The 20434-nt window shown below is 61.4% G+C and carries 20 protein-coding genes; 13 read left to right on the forward strand and 7 right to left on the reverse strand.

Features of this window, described 5'->3' with window-relative positions; genetic code table 11:
* The first annotated feature begins 27 nt into the window (after positions 1 to 27).
* The 3 genes from FKV68_RS28125 to FKV68_RS28135 all read left to right on the forward strand — a co-directional run bounded on the left by FKV68_RS28125 (position 28) and on the right by FKV68_RS28135 (position 3387).
* Entirely contained in the window at positions 28 to 474 is a 447-nt protein-coding gene (locus FKV68_RS28125) for a DUF2214 family protein (RefSeq protein WP_180943789.1), read from the forward strand.
* A 349-nt stretch (positions 475 to 823) separates the two neighbouring features.
* Positions 824 to 1015: a hypothetical protein gene (locus FKV68_RS28130; protein WP_180943790.1), complete on the forward strand. Its 192-nt coding sequence runs from the start codon at positions 824 to 826 to the stop codon at positions 1013 to 1015.
* A 203-nt stretch (positions 1016 to 1218) separates the two neighbouring features.
* Positions 1219 to 3387, forward strand: a complete 2169-nt coding sequence (locus FKV68_RS28135; protein WP_180943791.1) for a methyl-accepting chemotaxis protein — start codon at positions 1219 to 1221, stop codon at positions 3385 to 3387.
* Between the two features lie 66 nt (positions 3388 to 3453).
* On the opposite strand, the gene FKV68_RS28140 is transcribed toward FKV68_RS28135, so the two are convergent.
* Both FKV68_RS28140 and FKV68_RS28145 read right to left on the reverse strand, forming a co-directional pair.
* Positions 3454 to 3891, reverse strand: coding sequence for a pseudoazurin (locus tag FKV68_RS28140; RefSeq protein ID WP_180943792.1), 438 nt, complete (start codon positions 3889 to 3891; stop codon positions 3454 to 3456).
* Positions 3892 to 4151: 260 nt separating this feature from the next.
* Positions 4152 to 4991: a ferritin-like domain-containing protein gene (locus tag FKV68_RS28145; protein WP_180943793.1), complete on the reverse strand. Its 840-nt coding sequence runs from the start codon at positions 4989 to 4991 to the stop codon at positions 4152 to 4154.
* A gap of 176 nt (positions 4992 to 5167) precedes the next feature.
* Here FKV68_RS28145 and FKV68_RS28150 point away from each other — a divergent pair, with 176 nt between their 5' ends.
* The 9 genes from FKV68_RS28150 to FKV68_RS33440 all read left to right on the forward strand — a co-directional run bounded on the left by FKV68_RS28150 (position 5168) and on the right by FKV68_RS33440 (position 15034).
* Positions 5168 to 7429: a 4Fe-4S binding protein gene (locus FKV68_RS28150; protein ID WP_425347621.1), complete on the forward strand. Its 2262-nt coding sequence runs from the start codon at positions 5168 to 5170 to the stop codon at positions 7427 to 7429.
* The gene (nosZ, locus tag FKV68_RS28155; protein ID WP_180943795.1) at positions 7429 to 9348 is read left to right on the forward strand and encodes a TAT-dependent nitrous-oxide reductase; all 1920 of its coding nucleotides are present in this window, start codon (positions 7429 to 7431) and stop codon (positions 9346 to 9348) included. Before FKV68_RS28150 ends, nosZ begins: the two co-directional genes overlap by 1 nt.
* Positions 9348 to 10724, forward strand: a complete 1377-nt coding sequence (locus FKV68_RS28160; RefSeq protein WP_180943796.1) for a nitrous oxide reductase family maturation protein NosD — start codon at positions 9348 to 9350, stop codon at positions 10722 to 10724. Before nosZ ends, FKV68_RS28160 begins: the two co-directional genes overlap by 1 nt.
* Complete coding sequence (locus FKV68_RS28165; RefSeq protein ID WP_180943797.1) at positions 10721 to 11635, forward strand: ABC transporter ATP-binding protein; 915 nt, start codon at positions 10721 to 10723, stop codon at positions 11633 to 11635. Before FKV68_RS28160 ends, FKV68_RS28165 begins: the two co-directional genes overlap by 4 nt.
* On the forward strand, positions 11632 to 12459 hold the full coding sequence (locus tag FKV68_RS28170) for an ABC transporter permease (protein WP_180943798.1): 828 nt from the start codon (positions 11632 to 11634) through the stop codon (positions 12457 to 12459). Before FKV68_RS28165 ends, FKV68_RS28170 begins: the two co-directional genes overlap by 4 nt.
* On the forward strand, positions 12456 to 13013 hold the full coding sequence (locus FKV68_RS28175; protein ID WP_180943799.1) for a nitrous oxide reductase accessory protein NosL: 558 nt from the start codon (positions 12456 to 12458) through the stop codon (positions 13011 to 13013). The genes FKV68_RS28170 and FKV68_RS28175 overlap by 4 nt, the downstream gene beginning before the upstream one ends.
* Positions 13006 to 14001: an FAD:protein FMN transferase gene (locus tag FKV68_RS28180; protein WP_180943800.1), complete on the forward strand. Its 996-nt coding sequence runs from the start codon at positions 13006 to 13008 to the stop codon at positions 13999 to 14001. Before FKV68_RS28175 ends, FKV68_RS28180 begins: the two co-directional genes overlap by 8 nt.
* 81 nt (positions 14002 to 14082) lie before the next feature.
* Positions 14083 to 14475 (forward strand): helix-turn-helix domain-containing protein, encoded by a 393-nt coding sequence (locus tag FKV68_RS33435; RefSeq protein ID WP_246452504.1) that lies wholly within the window; start codon positions 14083 to 14085, stop codon positions 14473 to 14475.
* A 1-nt stretch (position 14476) separates the two neighbouring features.
* Positions 14477 to 15034: an IS630 family transposase gene (locus tag FKV68_RS33440; protein ID WP_245182071.1), complete on the forward strand. Its 558-nt coding sequence runs from the start codon at positions 14477 to 14479 to the stop codon at positions 15032 to 15034.
* Positions 15035 to 15102: 68 nt separating this feature from the next.
* On the opposite strand, the gene FKV68_RS28190 is transcribed toward FKV68_RS33440, so the two are convergent.
* From FKV68_RS28190 to ric, 3 genes are read right to left on the reverse strand one after another with little or no spacing between them, the layout of a single operon-like run.
* The gene (locus FKV68_RS28190; protein WP_180943801.1) at positions 15103 to 15381 is read right to left on the reverse strand and encodes a DUF6522 family protein; all 279 of its coding nucleotides are present in this window, start codon (positions 15379 to 15381) and stop codon (positions 15103 to 15105) included.
* A 17-nt stretch (positions 15382 to 15398) separates the two neighbouring features.
* Positions 15399 to 16625 (reverse strand): NnrS family protein, encoded by a 1227-nt coding sequence (locus tag FKV68_RS28195; RefSeq protein WP_245181447.1) that lies wholly within the window; start codon positions 16623 to 16625, stop codon positions 15399 to 15401.
* 33 nt (positions 16626 to 16658) lie between these two features.
* Positions 16659 to 17318, reverse strand: coding sequence for an iron-sulfur cluster repair di-iron protein (ric, locus tag FKV68_RS28200; RefSeq protein ID WP_180943803.1), 660 nt, complete (start codon positions 17316 to 17318; stop codon positions 16659 to 16661).
* A 252-nt stretch (positions 17319 to 17570) separates the two neighbouring features.
* On the opposite strand from ric, the gene FKV68_RS28205 reads away from it, so the two are divergent.
* The gene (locus tag FKV68_RS28205) at positions 17571 to 18038 is read left to right on the forward strand and encodes an SRPBCC family protein (RefSeq protein WP_180943804.1); all 468 of its coding nucleotides are present in this window, start codon (positions 17571 to 17573) and stop codon (positions 18036 to 18038) included.
* Positions 18039 to 18148: 110 nt separating this feature from the next.
* Here FKV68_RS28205 and hemA read toward each other — a convergent pair whose 3' ends face one another.
* Together hemA and FKV68_RS28215 are read right to left on the reverse strand one after the other, a co-directional pair.
* Complete coding sequence (hemA, locus tag FKV68_RS28210; RefSeq protein WP_180943805.1) at positions 18149 to 19372, reverse strand: 5-aminolevulinate synthase; 1224 nt, start codon at positions 19370 to 19372, stop codon at positions 18149 to 18151.
* Between the two features lie 163 nt (positions 19373 to 19535).
* Positions 19536 to 20411, reverse strand: a complete 876-nt coding sequence (locus FKV68_RS28215) for a methylenetetrahydrofolate reductase (RefSeq protein ID WP_180943806.1) — start codon at positions 20409 to 20411, stop codon at positions 19536 to 19538.
* Between the last annotated feature and the right edge of the window lie 23 nt (positions 20412 to 20434).

The raw sequence follows: 20434 nt of genomic DNA on the forward strand, positions 1-20434 counted from the left end.
CATTTGTTGGAAAGGCGGGAATTTCAGATGTTCACGGATCTTGTCCTCGCTAGCGCCCACCACCTCCTGGTCTTCTTGCTGGCGGCGATCATCGCGATGGAAGCAGTGATTGTGCGGCCGGATATGTCCGGGGAAGGCGCCAGGTTCCTCTCCCGTATCGACGCGTATTACGGCGCGACCGCCGCGCTTGTGCTCCTCATCGGGATCGGCCGCGTCCTCTTCGGACTCAAGGGATGGGAAGCATATGTTTACAATTGGGCGTTCTGGCTGAAGATGGCGGCCTTTGTCGTGGTCGGGCTCCTCTCCATCAGGCCCACGCTGCAAATCCGCAAGTGGAGAAAGAACGCGGACGAAGGCGCGTTCACCCCGCTACCCGAGGACGTTGCCAAGGTGCGCGGCTCCATTCTGGCGCAGATCGGCGTCTTCGCGCTCATTCCAGTTCTGGCGGCGACGATGGCTCGCTACGGTTATTGAAAGTTCATCTGGGCCGGCCAGATGAGTTTTGGCATGGGTGTCACACACCCTTTACATTTTACGCCGAAACTTGGAGGGTAGCTCCATGGCACAGTCATCCTGAACAGGATTGGCAGGGGTCGCTTCAAAAGCGGTTGACGCCGCAGTCGATCCGGCAGAGGCGTCCATCCCGTAGTGCCGGAAATCCTTCGTGCGGCGGATCTGGACGACAACCATCCGAGGCAGATCCGCGGCTTCGCAGCCGCCGGGGCGCGACCGCCCAGTCCCTAGGACGACGAGCGGATGATCCTGGCTTCCGAACCCGATTTGAATTGGAATTATCGGGCAAGCTTCAACCGAGGAAGTAGAGATGAGCAAGTTTGTTATTCTCGCACTGACGGCGGTGGCAATCAGCGTCGGCAGCGTGGCCTGCGTATCAGAGAACCCTGACACGGCATCGATAGCGCCCAATGCCGAGAACCGGAACGGGACGGTCAACCCCAGGGCAAGCGGTGCCCCGCCAAGGAACGGTTCTTACTACAAGGGCATCTTTCGGGAATGATCTGACGCTTTGAGATCAGCCAATTCCAGACGGAAAGCCGCTACGCGCTGCCGCCCGCTACCAAGATTCGTCTTCCTCGCAGGGGAGACGCGTTGTTTGTGCCGCATCAAAGAGATGCACCCGGCAACGGTGTAGGTGCACCGGGCCGAAAATGAATTGCGGCGCGTCGGCATGAGGTCGAACTTCCTCTGGAGCGTTGCCTCATGCGTTTGTCGGACGTCTCGCTGACCAAGCGAATCCTCTGGTGTGTTGCCCTGCCGGCGCTCGTCGCTGCCTGGCTCGCCTATGGGCGGGTCGAGGCGAGCCTGGCGAGCTACCGGGACGCCGCGCACCTGGTGAAGATCAGCGATTACATATCGATCCTTGGGGACGCAGTACACTCCCTGCAGATGGAGCGCGCTGCGACGGCTCTGTTTCTCGCAAATAATCCGAGTGGCGATGATGCACCTCTGAGTGCCGCGCGGCGTGGTTTCGACGGGCGCGCGGAAACGGCTTTGGCTGCCGCGTCGAAACTCGCCATCGATCAGGATGCCACCTTGCGAGAGGCGAGACAGCAGCTTGCAGCGCTGCGCGGGCGCGTCGACCGGCGTGAGTTGGCGCCGGCGGAGAGCAATGCGCAGTACAGCCAGTTCGTTTCCCGCTTGCTGGCCATGCTGCGGGCGCTCACCAATGGCGGGCGCATCGACGATGCGCTTGCCGGGAAGGTGGAAGCCTACAACCTCTTCTCGTTGGCGAAGGAATATGCGGGCCAGGAACGGGCGGCAGGCAATGCGTTGATCGCCACAGGTCTGGCTGATCGCGAGGGCCTGCTCCGCTTGGCCAAGCTCTATGGCGCACAGACGATGCTGCTCAATGAGTTCGTCACCAAGTTGCCGGCCTTCGCGGATCGGGCGAAAACCGTCACACCGGAGGCCTCGGCACCGCTGGCGGAAATCCGGAAGGTGCTGTTGGCAACCGGCGAAGGGGGAGACCTCTCCGCCCTTGATGCCGCCGAATGGTATCGTCTGGCGAGTGCACGGATCAACACAATGCACGAGGTCGAGAAGGCGCTGCTCGAGGATACGCGCGCGGACGCGGGTGACCTCGCCCGACGGCAGATGACGGCTCTGCTGGCGATTGGTGGCGGCCTGACCGTCGCGCTCTCCGCCGCCACCTGTGTATCTGTGCTGATCGCGCTCGGAGTGGTCCGACCGATCCGGGAACTCACCAAGGCAATCGAGCGTCTCGCTGACGGCGATGCCGGGACGACAGTAGGCCAGACGGATGCCAAGGATGAGGTTGGAGCCATGGGGCGCGCAGTCGCCAAGGCCGTAGAGGTAGCCAGGCGCCAGGCGGAAGCACAGCGCGAGGAGGATCAGCGTCGTGCGGCGGAACGACAGGCGGAGGCGCGGGCGCGCGATGAAGAGCGGGTTGCACGGGCAAGGGACCTCGAACAGGCGCTGGACAATGTAAACCGCGGTTTGGACGAACTTTCCCGGGGGAACCTGCGCTTCCGGATCGCCCAGACGCTCGCCCCGGACTTCGACGCGCTTCGGACGGCCTTCAACGGGTCGGTCGAGACGCTGGAGCGGCTCGTTTCTCTCGCTGGCGAGAATGCGAATGTCATTGACGGCAGTTGCGCAGAGTTGCGGACGGCCGCGGACGACCTCGCGCGGCGCACGGGCAGCCAGGCGACAGCATTGGAGGAAGCGGCCGCCGCTCTGGAGGAGGTCGCGACTGCGGTCAAGATGTCATCGGTTGGCGCTGACGAGGCACAGCGCTCGGTCGGCATCGCAAGCAGCGATGCGGCCGAGGCGATCCGTGTCGTCGCCGAAACCGTCGGCGCGATGCACGACATTGCCAATTCCTCGCAGCGGATTGGACAGATCATCGGTGCGATCGACGAGATCGCCTTCCAGACCAATCTGCTGGCGCTCAATGCCGGGGTCGAGGCGGCGCGTGCAGGCGAAGCGGGCAAGGGATTTGCTGTCGTAGCGCAGGAGGTTAGAGAACTGGCGCAGCGTTCAGCCGCCGCAGCGCGGGAGATCAAGACGTTGATAGACCAGGCGACGAACGACGTTTCGGCTGGCGTCGCCCTAGTGGGCAAGACCGGTGAGGCGCTTTCCGGTATCGAGCGCCACGTGCAGCTTATCAGCAGGCAGGTTCTCACCATCGCACAGTCTGCCAAGGAACAGGCCTCGGCGCTGGGCGAGATTACTGCCACGGTCAGCCAGCTTGACCAGATCACCCAGCAGAATGCCAGCATGGTCGAGGAGACGACAGCCGCCTCGGAAAGCCTGGCAGTGGAGGCTGGCAAGCTGCGCAATCAACTGGCGACCTTCCAGACGGGGCAGGGCAGGGTGGAGAGGCACTGGCAAGCCAATGCCGCCTGACCCCGCGCCAAACCTGCGATCACGGCGACATCTTTGCTTCGCCGTGAGTCGCAATCTTTATGAGCCTCAAAGGTCGCTGAGCGCGGCGTCGATTCGTTCACGTGCCTTCTTCGGGAACTTTGCGGCCTTGACTTGCTCGACATTGGCCGGTGCCTCGCCGACGACAACGACGGCAACCATGCCCATGCTGAAGTGCGGCGTGCACTTGACCACGTAGATGCCTTCCTGGGTCAGGGTCACTTTAACCGCTTCGTTTATCTTCCCTTTGAACGGTTCGGCACCCTGCGGGATCATGTCCTTGACCGTTTCGGCATTGTGGCCCTTGTCCGCAGGCACAAAAGTCACGGTATCTCCCGGGTTGGCCCTGAGTATCGACGGTTCGAAGACCATCACGCCTTCCGCGCCCTTGTTGAGCATCTTGATCTCATGGTCGGCGGCAAAAGCGGGAACGCTCAGGACACTCAGGAACGCTGCACCGACGAGGAACTTGGTCATGGAACGCATTGCAATTCTCCTTGCTGGAAGACACCCCGCATGGGCGCCTTGCAAGGACGATGACTAAGCCGTGCGGCCGGCTCGTTCTTTGACATAACGCAAATTTCGCTCGCGTCAGAACGCCGCAATCTTCGCTGCCCTCTGTCGCATGTTTCCTTAAACGCATCGGTTCAAGGAAAAAGCATGCAGTAATTCAAAGTGCCTCGGCGCCCTTTGCGCGTCCGACAAGACGCGCGGCGCTATAGTCGAGGGAAGTCCACTTGGATGCGTTACGGGATCGGAAGCGCCCGCACACCCTGCAGACAGCGGATCATGTCGCCCGCAAACGTCTGCGCCCGCTTCCGTCCTGCCTCCGTGCGCTCCCGTTCCGCCAAGTCGAGGTAGCAATCGAGGAGGAACTCACAAAGCGGGACCAATCGCTCCGTGACATTCTGCGGCACGTGCTGCAGGAGAGGCGTTTCGGCGGATGGTTCTCGCGAAAGATGCTGCGCCCGCTCGGCTGCTTCCGCCGAATGCGCGCGCAAGCGCTCCGCAACCAGTGCCCCAACCGAATCGGCCTGTTTCATCAGGAGGCTGGAAAGTCGTTGCTCCAGAGTCGGCAAATTCCCCTTGTCGGCCTGCGCGTCGGCGTGGCGCATTGCGTGGAACGCCCGGCGTCGTTCTCGCCGGAGCGTTGCGACATGGCCCAGCTCTTCCATGGCCAGTCGCTCCGCGGCATGCCTTATCTCGTCGTTTGGCGCATGGGCGGCCGCATAGCTCCAGAATACGAATGCTCTTTCCTCGTTGCGAACCGCCATGGAAAAAGCGCGGTACGAGGTCAGCAGCTCCGGAGCAACGAGCCCGGCACCTTCGTCGTCGAAGAGCGGTTCAGGCAGCGTGACGGGTAGCGGTGTCCGGCCACCGAGCCACCGATCGACATTCCCGAGATGTCCCTCTTCTTCAGCGATCAGGCGGCCGAACACAGCCGCCAAATCGGGACGGTTTTCTAACCGCATGCGCGCCGCCAGCGAAACGTAGCCGTCGATCGCCTCTTGTTCCATGGCCCGCGCAAAGGCGAGCAATTCGTCCATCGACGCCATTGTCCATGGTTCCGTCTTCTTGTCTGGCATTTCTGCTCTCCCGGCTCGCGCGCGAAACGATTCCTCTGACGGCGCAGACTGGCCCAAATTGAATTTGATCGGGTTGATTTGGCTCAAAGAAGCTCCGTCTCGGTCGTGTCAGATGGCTGCGACGCAGTGGCCGAGTACGGCCAGAAAACTCGATGTGCCAGACAGCGATCAATCAAATGCCTTTGCAAAGCCTTGTCCGCGCTCTCACCGTTCTCTGTATCGCCCTGCTTGTGGCCTTTCCAAGCATGGCCGGCCAGCTGTCCGAAAAGCTTCAAAAGGTGCAGCCGGGGGAAATCTTCCCTGGAGCAACCCGTTTCGGCGAGGCGACAGGCGACCCGCCGATTGCGCCGATTTTCCGCGGCGAGGAGTTGTTGGGATACGCCTTTCTCAACTCCGACGTTACGAGCTCGGTCGGCTATTCCGGCAAGCCGATCCATATTGTCGTCGGCATTGATCCCAAGGGCATCGTACGCGGGCTGAAGCTGGTCGAGCACAAGGAACCGATCGTCCTCATCGGCATTCCGGAGGCCAAGGTTGTCGCTTCCGTCAATTCATTGATAGGCAAAGATCTGGGCCGCGTCTCGGCAGGTGCCGAACGGCCGCCGCAGGTCGACATCGTCAGCGGCGCAACCGTTACTGTCCTCGTCATGGGCGACAGCATCGTCCGCTCCGCTCTCAAGCTCATCCGCAGCAACAGGCTCGGCGCGGAGACCGCTGCCCTGGCTGGGCCTTCCGCCGAGATCCGCCGGGTGGATCCTGGCACGAGCAACGTGAGCGATTGGCAGACCCTTGTCGGTGACGGTTCGGTCAGAAGCCTTCGGCTGACGGTCGGAGAGGTGTCGGATGCATTCCGGCAGGCGGGGCAGCCAAGCGCAGCCGAGCACCCGGAGACGCGCAAGCCGGGTGACAGGTTCATCGACCTTTACATCGCGCCAGTCAGCGTCCCGAGCATTGGACGGTCGCTGCTGGGCGAAGCGCGCTATGAGCAGATGCGCGCCAAACTCAAGCCCGGCGAAGAAGCGATCATCGTGGCGGGGGACGGCGCCTATTCATTCAAGGGATCAGGTTACGTTCGAGGCGGCATTTTCGACCGGATCGAGCTCCTGCAGGATGGCCAGGGGCTGCGGTTCCGAGACCGCTATCACACGCGTCTGCCGGCACTTGCAGCCGCCGGCGCTCCGCATCTTCGCGAAATCGCGCTTTTCGTGGTTCCGGCAGACTTCGGCTTCGATGTGACGGCTCCCTGGGAACTGCAGTTGCTGGTCCAGCGCAGTTCGGTAGGGCGCGAGAAGGCAGTGCTTCCCTATAATCTTGGCTACACGCTTCCCGATGCTTACGTGAAGGTCGAAGCAGCGCCGGCACCGCCGCCGCCTGTTGAGCCGAGCGCCGCCGAGCCGGGCGAACCGCTTGCTTTAAGCGAGCCCCTTTGGATGAAGATGTGGGATATGAACCGCACATCGGTGGCGATTGCCGCCGCAGCGGTGCTCGTCCTCACCCTCATCTTCTTCTTCCAGGACTGGCTCGTGAAACGACCGGTGTTGTTCGGGTGGGTGAGGCGTGGCTATCTCACCTTCACGCTTGTCTGGCTCGGCTGGTATGCCAATGCCCAGCTCTCCGTCGTCAACGTCCTGACCTTCTTCAACTCTCTTGTGACGGGTTTCCACTGGGAGTTCTTTCTCTCCGCGCCCCTGGTCTTCCTCCTGTGGGCAAGCGTTGCCGCCGCGTTGCTGTTCTGGGGGCGCGGTCCGTTCTGCGGATGGCTATGCCCGTTCGGCGCCTTGCAGGAACTGACCAACAACATTGCACAGTGGCTGAAAGTGCCGCAGGTCCGCGTACCCTGGGGACTGCATGAACGCCTCTGGCCGATCAAGTACATCATCTTCCTCGGCCTGTTCGGCCTTTCGCTCTATTCGCTCGCGCTTGCTGAAATGTTCTCGGAAGTGGAACCGTTCAAGACGGCCATCATTCTGAAATTCGCGCGCGAATGGCCCTTCGTCATCTTTGCGCTGACCGTGCTCGCCGCCGGGCTGTTCATCGAACGGTTCTATTGCCGCTACCTTTGCCCTCTGGGCGCCGCCCTCGCCATACCAGGGCGAATCCGGATGTTCGAGTGGCTGAAGCGGTGGCCGGAATGCGGTTCGCCCTGCCAGCGCTGCGCGAAGGAATGCCCCGTCCAGTCGATCCACCCGGAGGGCGGAATCAACGTCAACGAGTGCATCTACTGCATGCACTGCCAGGAGCTTTACCACGACGATCAGCGTTGTCCGCACATGATCCAGGTGCGGCTGAAACGCGAAAAGTTCATGGCGCTTTCCACCCCGGCTTCACGGGGGGAGGCGCCGGCGAAAACCGCCGTGACCCACAAGGGGGTCCCGATCAGGAGACCCGAGAAGACACCGGAAATCCCGTCTGACGCCAACATCCAAGGAGAGGCATAATGTCAAACGAAGAAACCAAAATGCGTCTGAACAGACGACAAATGCTGGGCACGTCCGCGTTCGTGGCGGCGGCCGGCGCAATGGGCGCCGGTGGTGCGCTGACGCTCTCGGGCGGAACGGCAACGCCGGCAAAGGCGCAGGAAACATCCGGCTCCAGCTACGAGGTCAAGCCCGGCGAACTCGACGAATACTACGTCTTCTTCTCATCGGGGCAGACGGGCGAAGTCCGCGTCGTCGGCGCACCTTCCATGCGCGAAATGATGCGAATTCCCGTCTTCAACCGGTGCAGCGCCACGGGCTGGGGCCAGACGAATGAAAGCCGAAAGATCCTGACGGAAGGGCTGCTTCCCGAGACAGTGGAGTTCCTGAACGAGCGCGGCGGCATCTATCTCAACGGCGATCTCCACCACCCGCATCCTTCGTTCACCGACGGGACCTATGACGGGCGCTATCTCTTTGCCAACGACAAGGCGAATACGCGCGTTTGCCGTATCCGGCTCGATGTGATGAAGTGCGACAAAATCATCCAGCTTCCCAACCAGCACACGGTTCACGGGCTTCGGGTGCAGAAGTATCCGAAGACCGGCTACGTCTTCTGCAACGGCGAGGATCGCGTTCCGATCCCGAACGACGGCAAGATCCTCGACGATCACAAGCAGTACCACGCGATTTTCACCGCGGTCGACGGCGAAACCATGAAGGTGGCCTGGCAGGTCATGGTCGACGGTAACCTCGACAACGTCGATGCCGACTATCAGGGCAAGTATTGCTTTGCGACCTGCTACAACTCCGAAGAAGGCGTCAACCTTGCGGAGATGATGGCCAGCGAGCAGGACTGGGTCGTCGTGTTCAATCTCAAGCGCATCGAGGAAGCGGTTGCCAAGGGCGATTACAAGGAAATCGGCGGTGTGCCGGTGCTCGACGGCCGCAAGGGCTCGCCCTACACGCGCTATATTCCGGTTTCGAACAGCCCGCACGGCATCAACACGGCACCTGACGGCATCCACGTCGTCGCGAACGGCAAGCTGTCTCCGACCGTGACCGTCTTCGACGTGCGCAAGTTCGATGATCTTTTCGAAGACAAGATCAAGCCACGCGACACCGTCGTTGCCGAACCTGAACTCGGCCTCGGCCCATTGCACACCGCCTACGATGGCAAGGGCAACGCCTACACGACGCTGTTCATCGACAGCCAGGTCTGCAAATGGAACATCGAGGACGCCAAGCGCGCCTTCAAGGGTGAAAAGGTCGATCCCATTCGCCAAAAGCTCGATGTCCACTATCAGCCCGGCCACAACCACACCTCCATGGGACAGACGAAGGACGCCGACGGCAAATGGCTGATTTCGCTAAATAAGTTCTCCAAGGACCGTTACCTGAACGTCGGCCCGCTGAAGCCGGAAAACGATCAACTGATCGACATCTCCGGGGACGAAATGGTTATCGTCCACGACAACCCGACCTTCGCCGAACCCCATGACGCGACGATCGTGCATGCCTCCAAGATCAACCCCGTACACGTCTGGAACCGCGAGGACCCGTTCTTCGCTGACGCGGTCGCTCAAGCCAAGGCGGACAACATCGATCTGCTGGTCGACTCGGAGGTCATCCGCGACGGCAACAAGGTGCGCGTCTATATGACGTCCTCGGCCCCGGCCTTCGGCCTGGAAAGCTTCACGGTGAAGCAGGGCGACGACGTCACGGTCTACGTGACCAACATCGACGAGGTCGAGGACCTAACGCACGGCTTCTCTATCATCAACTACGGGATCAATATGGAAGTGGCTCCACAGGCGACCGCTTCCGTCACCTTCAAGGCCAGCAAGCCAGGCGTCTACTGGTATTATTGCTCGTGGTTCTGCCACGCCATGCATATGGAAATGAAGGGACGCATGTTCGTCGAACCTACGGCAGCATGATGAACTTGCGAGCCCTGACAGTGCAAATCGGGACGGCGGCCATATTGGCCGCCTTACCGGTGCTCGCGCGAGCGGAAACCCGCGTCGTTGCAGCGGACGACGTACGGCCCCTGCAAGCGGTGATCGACGCGGCGAGGCCCGGCGACGTCATCACGTTGCAGGCGGGCGAGTACAAGGGGCCGATCACGATCGACAAGGCCCTGTCGCTGGTGGGGCAGGGGCAGGCATCCGTCATCGGAAACGGCAAAGGCAGCGTCATCACGATCGTCGCGGAGGGCGTGACGGTTCGCGGTCTTCAGGTGAGCGGTTCCGGCACTGATCTCGCGAAGCTCGATTCGGGTGTCTTTGCGGCAAAAACCGCCAAGCGCGCCGTGATCGAGGACAACACGATCACGGGCAATCTCATTGGTGTCTATCTTCACGGAGCGCCAGAAAGCGTCGTCAGGAGAAATCGGATAGCCGGCCTGAAGGAAGGCCGCCTCAGTGAAGCAGGAAATGGCGTCACCGTATGGAATGCGCCCGGCTCGATGGTTCTCGACAACGATATCAGCTTCGGGCGCGACGGGATTTCGACCAACGCGAGCAAGCGCAATGTCTTCAGCGGCAATCGCTTTAGCAACCTGCGTTTCGCGATCCACTACATGTACACAAACGATAGCGAGATCAGCAACAACGTGTCGACGGGCAATGCCGTCGGCTATGCGGTCATGTTTTCCAATCGCCTGAAAATAAAAGGCAATCGCTCAGATGGCGACCGTGATCACGGTCTTCTGTTGAACTACGCGAATGGTTCCGAGATCACCGGCAACGTCGTCGTCGGCCGCCTGCAGCCGGCCGAGCGCTGGTTAACGGCAGGAACGAGATCCGACGAACACGGCACGCCCAAGATAGAGGAGGGGAGTTCGGTTGCCGACGGAAACCGCCGCCTCGGACCGGAAAAATGCGTCTTCATCTACAACGCCAACAAAAATCGCTTCCGGGACAACATATTCGAAGGGTGCGCGATCGGCATTCACTTCACGGCAGGATCGGAAGGCAACAACATCAGCCGCAACGCATTCATAAACAACCGCAACCAGGTCAAATATGTCGGAACGCGCCACCTCGATTGGTCCTCGGACGGCAGGGGCAACTATTGGAGCGACAATCCGGCGTTCGATCTCAACGGCGACGGGATCGGCGACAGTTCCTATAGGCCCAACGATCTCATCGACAGGGTACTTTGGACATCACCCCAGGCGAAGCTTCTGACGAGCAGCCCCGCCGTTCAGGTCATTCGCTGGGCCCAGGCGCAGTTTCCGGCGCTTCTGCCCGGCGGCGTAATCGACAGCCATCCGCTGATGCTGTCGCCCGAACGCAAGGAAGCACAACAATGAATGAAACCGTCCAGGTTGCAGGCATAGCCAAGCGCTATGGGAAGTCGACCGTGGTCAAAGACGTATCCTTCACGCTTCGCGCGGGAGAGACGGTCGCGCTCGTCGGGCACAACGGCGCCGGCAAGACGACCCTCATCAAGCTGATGCTCGGCTTGATCCGTCCCACGACAGGCGCGGTGCGTGTCCTCGGCGAGGATCCCGCCACCGGCGACTTCGCGGTGCGTCAGCGCCTCGGCTACCTGCCGGAAAGCGTCTCGTTCAACATGGCTCTGTCGGGACGCGAGACCTTGCGCTTCTACGCGCGACTGAAGCGCGTCGACATTGCCGCCGCAGAGGGACTCTTCGAGCGGGTAGGGCTCGCAGCGGAAGCCGTCGATCGCCCCGTTCGAACTTACTCAAAGGGCATGCGTCAACGCCTCGGGCTCGCGCAAGCTCTGCTCGGGGCACCACGGATCCTGTTGCTCGACGAACCGACCAGCGGCCTCGACCCCGCGTTGCGACGGAATTTCTACGATCTGATCTCGGAGCTGCGAGGGAAGGGCACCACGGTGTTGCTCTCGTCGCACGCGCTGACCGAGCTCGAAGGGCGCACGGATCGCGTCATCATCATCAACAACGGCGTGGCGATTGCCGACGGGACGCTCGACGATTTGCGGCACATCGCTCAACTGCCAACGCGCATCAGCGTCAGACTTTCGCAAACTGACGCAGCACCAAAATGGGCGAATGGCGGCATGAACTGGCGGCGTGGTGCGGACGGTGTCCTTGACGCGGACATCTTGCCGGACCGGAAAATCCGCCTGCTGCACGACATCACCGCGGACGCGGCGCTGATCTCCGGTTTGGCGATCACGGAACCGACGCTCGATGACCTCTACGCCCATTTTCTCAAAGCCCCGGTGACGAAATGAGAAATGTTCTGACGATCGCCGGGAAGGAGATCCAGGAAGGCACCCGCAATCGCTGGGTCCTCGCAACGACGCTGCTGATGGCTGCCCTTGCCTTGACATTGGCGTTTCTCGGAAGCGCGCCGACCGGCACGGTTGGAGTCAACAAGCTCGATGTCGTCATCGTCAGCCTTTCAAGCCTCACGATCTTTCTCGTACCCTTGATTGCGCTCCTCCTTTCCCATGACGCTATTGTCGGTGAGATGGAGCGGGGGACGATGCTGCTTCTTCTGAGCTACCCGATTGGACGCCGGGAGATCGTTCTCGGCAAGTTCCTCGGGCACCTGGCGATACTCGCCTTCGCAACGCTGTTCGGCTACGGCGTGGCCGCCATTGCGCTGATGGCGACAGGAAGCGAGATCGGACCGGAAAGCTGGCGTGCCTTCGCATCGATGATCGCGTCGTCGGTCCTGCTCGGCGCGGTGTTCGCGGCAATCGGCTACCTGACGAGTGCTTTGGCGAGCGAGCGGAGCACGGCCGGTGGCATCGCCATCGGGATCTGGCTGTTCTTCGTGCTGATCTATGACATGGCGCTGCTTGGTGGCCTCGTTGCCGCTCAGGGGCAGACAATCCCGGCGGGCGTTCTCAACGCGTTCCTGCTCGCCAATCCCACCGACGTCTATCGCCTGCTCAATCTTGGCTCTGGCGGTGCAAGCACCCTTTCGGCCATGGGCGGCGTCGCGCAGTATACGGGCCTTTCTTCGCCAGTTCTGCTTGCCGCCCTCGGGCTCTGGGCGCTTGCTCCACTTGGTTTCGCCACAGTGATCTTCTCAAGGAGGGAATTATGAGGCTGGCGCTCACGGCGGTTATGCTGACCGCAATGTTTCTCCTCGGCGGTTGCGAAAAGGAGGAGGCGAAAACGCCCGCTCCCTACGCGCTTACCGCCGACGCCATGGGACGCTATTGCGGCATGAATGTCCTTGAACATCCCGGGCCGAAGGGGCAGGTCATCCTCCGGGACATTCCCGAGCCGATCTGGTTCTCCTCCGCGCGGGACACCGTGGCATTCACGATGCTGCCGGAGGAGCCCAAAGACATCGCAGCCATCTATGTCTCGGACATGGGCTCTGCCAAGAGCTGGGAAGATCCTGGTGCAGAGAATTGGATCGACGCAAAGAAGGCGTTTTACGTCATCCGCAGCAGCGTGAAGAGCGGCATGGGCGCGGAGGAAGCTGTACCGTTCCTCACCGAAAGCGCCGCACGGGAGTTCGCTGCGAAGAACGGCGGGCAGGTGACAGGATTTACCGACCTTCCCGAGGACTACGTGCTGGGAACCGATGCTGGCGATCAGGACGTGGGCTTGGACATTGACAGCCGCGGCAGAGGGCAAACTCATGGGTAATCCGATTACGCGCCGCCGGGCCATCTGCATTATGGCCGCCGCTGCCGGACTTCCACTGTTGGGGTCAAGCACAGGTGCTAAAGCCGCCGCACCCGCAGTCACCTGGAAAGGGCAGGCCCTGGGAGCGCCGGCGACACTGGTTCTGCACCTCGATGACAAGGCACAAGCGGAACGCCTGATCGACCGCGTCTTCGCGGAAGTCTCACGGCTCGAGAGCGTGTTCAGCCTCTACCGGAGCGACTCGATCCTCTCGGAACTGAACCGGGCGGGAGCCATTGCGGCCCCGCCTTCCGATCTGGTGCGCCTGCTTGAAGCGTGCCGTAGTTGCTGGGAGGCGACGAATGGCGCCTTCGACCCCACCGTCCAGCCGCTGTGGGCGCTTTACGCACGGCATTTCTCCGTCGACGGCGCCGATCCCGCAGGCCCGTCCGACGACGAGAAGCGACGAGCGTTGGCGCGGGTCGGTTTCGACAAGCTCAGGCTCGGCCGCGACCGAGTGGTGTTTACCCGGCCAGGAATGGCGCTGACACTGAACGGCGTCGCGCAAGGTTACATAACCGACTGTGTCGTCGAATTGCTAAAAGACGCGGGTGTCGCAACCAGTCTCGTCAGTATGGGGGAAATACGGGCAATCGGGGCGCGGAGCGACGGCACCCCATGGCGCGTCGGTCTTGCGCCCACGGAAGACACATCGACACCGGACAGCATTCTGGATCTTGTCAACAAGGCGGTTGCCACCTCGAGCCAGGACGGCTTTGTTTTCGGCGATTCAGGCCGCTCCGGCCACATCGTCGATCCGCATAGCGGGGAAGTGCCAAGACACTTCAAAAGGCTCAGTGTCATAGCCCCGACGGCGACCGAGGCGGATGCCTTCTCAACCGCGTTCAGCCTGATGGACACGTCCGACATCCAACGCGTCCGCGAGCGGCACCCTGATCTTGCCGTCGACCTCGTCTCTATCTCGGGTGAGCGCAGCCGCCTCGGCTAAAGCGTGTCGCGGCTTTTGAGATTCAGGATTCTCAAATCAGTGGAGATGTGATTCCCTTTGATTGACAGAGGGAGGAGCGCCGTGGGCAAATCACATCCGATCGCGTTGCGTGTGCGTGTTGTTGCGTTTGTCGAGGAAGGCCATAGCCATCGAGAGGCGGCTCGGCACTTCCGCGTGTCGCCGCGTTTTGTGAACAATCTGATGATCCTGAAACGCGCGACCGGATCGCTTGCGCCCCGGCGGCAAGGTCATCTGGGTGGCGGCAAGTTGAATGCCCATGATGCATGGATGCGCGAGCGCCTGGCGGAGAATGGCGAGTTGACGCTGGACGAGCTGTGCGTGGAACTGGCTGGCCGCGGCGTCCTCGTGCACCGCTCCAATGTCGGCCGTTTTCTCCATCGGCTCGGGCTGAGCCACAAAAAAAAGCCTGCGGGCAAGCGAGCATCGACGCCCGGAGATCGCGCGAGCCCGTGAGTTGTGGATCAGGCGGCGCCGGCGTTTCTTCAACAAGGCACTGGCGCGGCTGATTTTTATCGATGAAACATCGACCAACACAAAGCTGACCAAGCGCTCAGGATGGTCACCGAGAGGGCGGCGCTACCGCAGTCACGCGCCATTCGGTTCGTGGAAAACACAGACCTTCATCGCCGGCCTGCGCTCGCATGGAATGGTTGCGCCCTGGATCGTCAATGCGCCGATGAACCGGCGCATCTTCGACACCTGGGTCGAAACGCAACTCGCCCCGACCCTGTCACCGGGTGACGTCGTCATTCTCGACAATGTCGGCTTCCATAGGAGCGAACGGGCCGAGGACCTGGTCAAAGCGCGCGGCGCTTGGCTGTTGTTCCTGCCGCCCTATTCGCCCGATCTCAACCCGATCGAGATGGCCTTCTCCAAACTCAAGACACTCTTGCGAAAACGCGCCGCCCGCAGCTTTGACGCCATCGCACAGGCGCTCGGCGACATCTGCAACCTCTTCTCCGTCACAGAATGCCGCAACTACTTCAAGGCTGCCGGATATGAGGCCGATTAAACGCGATACGCTTTAGGCTTGTCCGGTTCGGGGACAGGGGGGCGGTCGTTTATCAATCGGCTTGGTTCTCACACCGAGGATCGGGGCCGCACGCGTCCGCGAAGAATTGTCATTTCTTCGCTCGCGACACGACCCTGGCCGTCCAGGATCGCGCGCCACACCCGGTTTCCGAGCCGTACGCTAAGGCGGCAAGTGCCGGCATCCTCGGCCTCGCCACGCTCGACGATGCTCATCACCGAACCTCTTCTCATGTGTTGGCGGAACTCCTCGCTCGACAATCCGAACCGACCTGCGAGTTCGTTGGATTCGAGTATGAAGTCCCCGGTCTGATTGCGTTCAATGTACATTGGCATTCCACTGCGGTTCAGTCGTTACCATTGATTGTTGTCGTCGATTCCGATCGGCGTGACAAAATCGTGCGCGTATCGGGCCGACCAACGCCTGCGGTCGAGGCCTCGACCCGGTTGCTGAGTGCCGCGCTGAACACCGGTCTCGGAACAGGACCGATTAAGGCCGGTATATAGGCGATCAGGAAGAGCGTCCAACCCGCCATCCAGCAGATCGTAGCCGCAACCACGGGGTCGAAACGCGCTTCGCCCGGCAATCCGCCGAGAACGCGCAGCAGCGCCGAAAGAGATACGAGGCCGAATGCACATGCCATAGTCCCATTGGCGATCAGGGTCTGTCCATCTCGTCTCATGGCCGAGCGCATCATCATGGCGGCCATCATCGTTCCCATAGCGCCCATGGTCAGCGCATGCAGAGCGGCGGCAGGCGGGATCCGGTCGGGAAAGACAACCGCGAGACCGTTCAGTACAAGACCCGCCGGTGTCCAGGCAAAAGCAAGGTGCAACATGAACAAGGCAGGATAGCGGTAGGTCCTCACGCTTTGCCACCCGCTCATTTGTGCGAGCAACAGGGCGCCCGAAAAAATCAGCGCGTAACCCGATGCCGGATGCTGACGGAAAGCCTCGATCAAGGCAGTGGCGAGGACGCCGACTATCGCGAGGCACGAGAGCGCGGGCCGATCGCGAAGTGGGCTCGCACCTGTCCCGTCGAGCCATCGACGGGTAAAGGCAGGTACGGCGCGCCCGCCGATCAGGATGATCAAGACAATATACAAGAGCGGTGTGATCGTGGTGTCCACACCTTCAGCGAGAAGGAACAGGGCGTTGGCACCGAGCACGGCCATGCCGATCGGTGCCCAGAGCCGATGCCAGGCCCCGGAGGACGCCACGCCATGCGCCAGGATCACCGCCAGACATACGAAATAGGCGGATGCACCTATAGCCGCGATGACGAACGGCAGCTGGGCTGAAAATGCAGCCGTCAGGCGGGCGGCACACCAGAGGCAGGTGACAAGGATTGTGACGGCTGGCGCGAGGGCGCCGCCTTTCGTCCAGGCAGGCAAGGCTGTCAGAAGATAGCCTCCGGCCGCAGCGCTGGTCATACCGAAGAGAAGTTCATGGCGGTGCCAGGCGACGGGCTCCGGACGTGTTCCCTCCGGGAGCAGCCAGACGGCAGGCGCGACCAACGCCCATAGTCCCGCCAGAAGAAACAAGGGCCGGTGAGGCGCCTGCCAGATGGACATCCAAGTCTTGGGTGCGGCACCCATCCAGGCCCGTCATGCCGGTTCGAAACGCGGAAACAGCACGGCGTTTTCGAGATGCATATGCGCTACGAGGTCGTCGGTGAACTTGCGCAGTCCCGTATAAAGCGCAGTCCAGGAGCCACAGGCCCCGGCCGGCAGCGAAAGCCCATGGGTGAGATGTTCGATCGTGCGGAGGTGCTCCGCCTCGTCATCATGTTCATGCCGCATCTGCGCGATCGGATGGACAATTGTCCCGCTGCCACCGGACCGCATCATCGGGAAAAGAACGAGTTCCTCTTTCACCATATGGCTCTGAAGTTCGTCCCGCAGGTGCTCCAAGGCCTGCGAAAGACCGATCGGAGCCGACGGATGGTCGCCATGAACCCGCTCGACCTTCTGCGCGAGCGGAATGAGCCAGGCGAGCTCCGAGCGGTGGGTTTCGTGGTACCTGGCAAGGATATGGGCGATGAGGTCAGGGGTTTCTTCAGGCGCGTCCCGCCTTGCCGCCTCCACCAGTGCTTCCAGCTCGGAAAGCAGCGCCGACGGCGCAAGGCCGGCCTTAACGGCAGCTTCCGAGAGCCGGACGTTGCCGCCGCAACAGAAGCTGATGTCATGGCGGCGGAAGAGTTCCGCGGCCCCCGGCAACTCTGCGGCGATGGTTGCGACGGTCTTATCGAGGCTTATTCCGGTCATGGTCTGTTCCTTGATGCCTGCTGGCGGGACCTTTCGAGCCGATGACGCCAGGACTGGAGCCGGCCCGATGATCCAACAGCTGAATGTGTTCGTCATTCTGTCGAAGAAGATGCCGTCTCGTCTTTGTGCCTGCGCAAACAGACTGAAGCGGTCGAAGTCTGAATGACTAGAAACGGAGCCCATCAAGCTGGCTCAAGTGAGCCGATGAAGTCAGAATGTTCGCCTCGCTCGCCTGCCAGGAAGGGGTTCTGAATGCCGTCGACCGAGTTTCAGCTTGTTACGAGATGGGTCATCGACGCGTCGGTCGAGGATGTCTGGCGGATGCTGAACACCCCCGAGACTTGGCCGGAATGGTGGCCCACGGTGAAAGACGTCACGCTTTTGCGCGAAAGCGACGAGATCGGAATCGGCGCCGTCCACCGAATGAAATGGTCGACTGCATTACCTTATGATCTGACCTTCGAAATCGAAACGATCAGGATAGTGCCGTTATCCATCATCGAAGGGAGAGCTTACGGCGAGCTTGAGGGTATCGGTCGATGGACGCTGCAACCCGAAGGCTCGAAATGCAACGTCCGCTATGACTGGATCGTCAGGCTCACGAAGCCCTGGATGATCCGACTTTCATTCATCCTGAAGCCTGTCTTCAGTTGGAACCACGCGGTCGTCATGGAACGCGGCCGGCGAGGTCTCGTGCATCGCCTGGCCCGCGATCTTTGAAGAAATCCCGCTTTGGCGTTGGCTTGGGTGCGTTAACTGGCTCATATCGGCCCACAACGCATCCTGGCATCACACCCCGGGCCCAGAGGTTCTCCCGACCGGAACCCGGATCAGGCGACCTGCGGCACGGCGGCCCACCCCAGATCACTGCCGACAGCGAGGAGCGCGTCGACGAGCGAACGCATGTGGTCTTCGGTGTGGAATGGCGTCGGCGTGATGCGAAGCCGCTCCTGTCCGCGCGCCACGGTCGGATAGTTGATCGGCTGGACGTAGATGCTGTGTTCGTCGAGCAGGCGCTCGCTGATCCTGCGGCATAGATGTGCGTTTCCGACGATGACCGGAAGGATGTGACTCGGCGTATCGAGCACCGGCAATCCCTCATCGGCCAGCATCGCCTTGAGCCGCGCCGCGTTCGCCGCCTGGCGGCCGCGCTCTTCCGGATGCTGCCTGACATGCTGGATCGCAGCCAAGGCTCCGGCCGCAAGATGTGGGCAGAGCGAGGTCGTGAAGATGAAGCTGTCGGCCATGCTGCGGATGACGTCGATCAGCAGCGCTGGCCCGGAGACGTAACCGCCCATCACGCCAAATGCCTTGGCAAGCGTGCCCTCGATGATGGTGAGGCGCTCAGCCAGTCCATCGCGCTCGGCGATCCCGCCGCCGCCTGGGCCGTAGAGGCCAACGGCATGCACTTCATCGAGATAGGTGATTGCGCCGTGTTTCTCCGCGACATCGCAGATCTCGGCTATCGGCGCGATGTCACCATCCATGCTGTAGACGCTCTCGAAGGCGACGATCTTGGGGCGGCTGGGATCAATGCCACTGATCAGCTCGTCCAGATGAGCAGCATCGTTGTGGCGGAAAATGAAACGCTCGGCGCCCGACCTGCGAATGCCCTCGATCATCGAGTTGTGGTTCAGTGCGTCCGAGAAGATGGCGCAGTCCGGCAGTACGCGACCGAGCGTACCGAGAGCCGCGAGGTTGGATATCCACCCTGAGGTGAAGATCAAAGCGGCTTCCTTGCCATGAAGATCAGCCAGCTCCGATTCCAGCGCGACGTGCTGCCGGTTGGTTCCGGAGATGTTGCGTGTGCCGCCGGTCCCGGCTCCGGAAAGGTCGATGGCGGTATGCATCGCGTTAAGGACGTCCGGGTGCTGCCCCATCCCGAGATAGTCGTTGCTGCACCAGACGGTGACGCGCTGCGTCCGGCCGTCCGGGCGATGCCGGAGCGCTGTCGGAAACTCCCCTGCGATGCGCTCGAGCTCCGCGAAAGTTCGATAACGACCATCGAGCTTCATTTCCGAGAGTAGGGTTTGGAGCCGTTCACTGTAGTCCATGTGCGCGTACACCTCTCTTGTCCGGCTGAGCTTATCAGCTCCAGTCGGTGCATGACCATACACATCTAGAGTTATGTACGCCTATAGACCATACATGGCAAGTTTGACTCGTTGCCGCAGTCACTGAAGGCTTGCGCGGCTCCGCCGAGATGCGCCCGTTATTTCACGCCTCAGTCGGCGGCATGGAATAGTGGTTCGGCACGCGACCGTTCATCCAACGAACGCCCTCTATGATCCCGCCGAATGGATAGAGGTGATAGAGGACGGTTCCGAGATTTCGTGCGTTGATCCCGGCAGCAAGTCGATCCCAATAGCGTTCCGGACCGACGCGCTGGAGGAGGTTGACCATCGATAGGCCATATCGCCGGGCGATCGCTGCGGATGTCACCACGCCAAATTGCTTGGCAAATCTGAGGAGCTTTCCGACTTCGGCTGGGCCCGGTACGCCGATACGGACAGGTGCGCCGATCCCTTCGTGGCGCAATCGCTCTATCCATTGCACAACGGCATCGGCATCAAATCCGAACTGCGTCGTAATCTCGACCGAGCACCCTCTGTCCTGAAGAAATCCGAGTTTCCACTTGAGGGCGTGCCAGAGCGTCTCCGTGTCGATCTTCGGATGCCCTTCCGGATAGGCCACGATGCCCACATGGCGTATTGCATGGCGCTGCAGGACGTTGCTCTTCAGGAGTGCCAGCGAGTCCGCAAATGGGCCGGCGGGGATTGCCGGATCACCGCCTACAAGGATGAACCGCCGCGGCGCCGCCTCCGCGATCAGGGCGCCGATCAGATAGTCCCGGTCCTGTTCAGAGCGCAGCCGGCGCGATGAAATGATCGGGACAGGCTCCAATCCACATGCTCGTATCACCCGCGCTGCGTTGATGCGGTGGGCATGGTCTTCGTTTCCGAGGAATGCAATGTTGATCTGCGTTCCCGGCGGAATCGCAGTCCTGGAGGCCTCGATTTGTGCAATGTCCTTCCCCGTCACCTCCAGGGCATAGTGCCCGCCTTCGGACGCTTCTTTGTGACCATAGGGCATACGCTTGCTTCCTGGGTCGGGCC

Source organism: Sinorhizobium mexicanum (assembly GCF_013488225.1).
GTDB lineage: Bacteria > Pseudomonadota > Alphaproteobacteria > Rhizobiales > Rhizobiaceae > Sinorhizobium > Sinorhizobium mexicanum.